General features: G+C 71.5%; 1 protein-coding gene. It reads left to right on the top strand.

Going from position 1 to position 2,703, the window contains the following annotated elements; translation table 11 throughout:
- The coding region (locus ACI0FO_RS29375) for a beta strand repeat-containing protein (RefSeq protein ID WP_416032088.1) at positions 1-2,703 on the top strand (2,703 nt) is incomplete at both ends.

Raw genomic sequence — 2,703 nt, 5'->3', positions numbered from 1 at the left:
CGCCACCATGCAGGCGGCGCGCGATCTGCGGGCGTCGGCGGGGCGCGACTTGACGGTTGATGGGGCTGCGCAGGCGGTGGGCGCCGTGGCGCTTACCGCGGGCCGCAATGCGCAAATCAAGGGCGCGGTGGGCGCCGGGGGCCCCGTGGACGTGGATGCCGCGGGCGACGTCGTCGTCGCCGCGCAAGGTGCGTTGCAGACTCAGGGCGCGCTGCGCATCGCGGCCGGGCAGGACTTGTCTTTGGGTGGCTTCTTGCTGATGGGCGGCCAGGACGTGCGTGCCGAGTCCGGCCGCAACGTTCGGATAGGCGGCATGACGCCGACGACCAGCGTGCCCCCGCCGACGACCGGCGGGCCGAACACGGCACCTGCGGCAGACGCTGGCGGATCGTCCGGGGGCGGCGCGCCTTCGAATGCCACTGCCGGCGCTGCGCCTGCGGGTTCTGACTCAATCGGCCGGGTCACCGCAAACGGTGCAATCGCGTTGCAGGCGGGACGAGATATGGTGCTGCCCGGGCAGGTCACCGCCGCAGGCGCGCTGCGCGCGCAGGCTGGTGCGGACCTGATTGCAGGCGCGGGAGCCCAATTGCAGTCCGGCGGCGCGTCGGCCATACGCGCCGGCGCAGACCTGGGCTTGGGTGGCCGGGTCGCCGCGCGCGGCGATGTCTTGCTGATGGCGGGGCGCGACGCGCGGATGTCGGGCGAAGGCGCTGCCAGCGGCCGCATCGCCATGGAGGCGGGGCGTGAACTGCGGCTTGAGGTGCCGGCCCAATGGCAGGCCGAAGGCGGCGCAGGCGTGAAGGCAGGCGGCGACATGGCGCTGGCTGGCACGCTGCGCGCCAATGGCGACTTAGGCTTTTCGGCGGGCGGCAAGCTTGTCGTCGATGGCGTCCTTGCGGCTGCCTCGGGCGGCCTGGATGGCGTCGCAGGCGGCGATATCTCGGTGGGCTCCCAGGCGCAACTGGCAGCGGCGGACCGTGTCGGGCTGACGGCCGGAGGCGGACTGCAGAGCTTTGGCAAGATCACGTCGCTGAAGGATTTGTCGTTACGGGCGGCGCGCAATCTAACCTTGGAAGGCCAGACGCTTGCCAGCGGTGATCTGCGGCTCCAGGCAGGCGAAACGTTGACGGCGTCGGCCGCTTCGCGCCTGCAGGCGGATGGTTCGGTCGCGGCCGATGCGGCCACGGCGTCGCTGGCCGGCCAGGTAATAGCCGGCCAAGCGGCGCAAGTCAGCACGCGGGGCGACCTACGCGTGGACGGGACCTTGTTGGCCGACGCGGGCACGCTTAAGGCGATCAGCAACGGCGACATGACATTGGGCAGCGCAAGCGTGTTGCAGGCAGGGCAGCAACTTGACGCGCAGGCGGGTGGCAAGCTTCTAGCCGCCGGCACCATCACGGGCGAAAAAGATATCTTTTTGTCGGCGGGGGCGAACGCCGAACTGAACGGCAAGACGGTTGCCGACGGCACCCTGCGCGCCGAAACAGGCGCCGACCTAAGCATCGGCCAGGCGGGCCTGGCGCAGGGCAGCGGCAAGCTGCTCTTGAACGCGGGGCAAGACCTGCGCATCGCCGGCACCGCCGGCACCGCCAACACCGCGCAGGCCACGGGCGGCACGCTGCAGGCCCAGGCGGGCCGGGACCTGACCGTGAGCGGCATCGTGACGGCCAGTTCGCCGGCCAGCCTGTCTGCCGTGGGCAACATGAACATCGATGGCATGGTGGCCGCGTTGGCGGGCGGCCTGACGGCGGATGCCGGGGGCCAGTTGCGCGTTGGCGCCGGGGGCCGCATGCAGGCCGCGCGCGACCTGTCCGCGCAAGCGGGCGCCGATCTGGATTCCGACGGCGTCATCGTTGCTGGCGGCGCCCTGACGCTTGCGGCATCGGGCGATGCGCGCCTCGGCGGCACCGCCGCCGCGCTTGGCGACGCATCGGCCGGGAATCTGCGGCTGTCCGGCGGGCGCGACGTGATCGTCAAGCAGGGCGGGCAGGTACAAGCCGCCGGCACGCTGACGGCGCAGGCCCTGCGCGACCTGAACGCTGGCGGCGCATTGGCGTCGGTGCAGGACATGGTGCTGGCCGCAGCGCGCGACGTCCGTGTGGACGGCACGGCGGCCAGCGATGCGCGATTGAACCTGGCGGGCCGCCATGTGACGGTGGGCGCGACGGGTCTTGCGCAAGCCGCCGATACGCTGACGGCAACGGCGCAAGGCACGCTGCTTGCCGAGGGCCGCATGCTTGCGGGCGTGTCGCAAACGATCAGCGCCGAAGACGGCATGAGGGTGAACGGCACGATCGCCGCGCTGCAAGGCGGACTGACGATGAGCACGGCGCGCGGCGATTTGATCCTGGGCGCCGCATCGACACAGCAAGCGGGCGGCGCCCTCGCGGCTACGGCGGGCGGCGCGTTGCAGGCATTGGGCTCGGCGGCTGCCGGGCAAGGCATGACGCTGGCTGCGGGCACGGACGCCATGCTGGGCGGCGTAACGGCAACACAGGCCGGCGGCCTGACCGTCAATGCCGTCGGCAATCTGACAACGACGGCGGATAGCCGCATTCAATCCGCCCAAGGACTGGATTTCCAGGCCGGCGGCGCGCTGCATAACGCAGGCGTACTTTCCGCCACTGGCGCGGCCAGCCTGCGGGCAGGAACCACGCTGGACAACACGGGCTCGGTGCTGGCGGGCGGCGACGTAACCGCGAC

This window comes from Achromobacter marplatensis (assembly GCF_049060505.1).
In the GTDB taxonomy this organism is placed as follows: Bacteria; Pseudomonadota; Gammaproteobacteria; order Burkholderiales; family Burkholderiaceae_B; genus Achromobacter; species Achromobacter marplatensis_A.
This window is presented reverse-complemented; position numbering and strand designations above follow the sequence as displayed.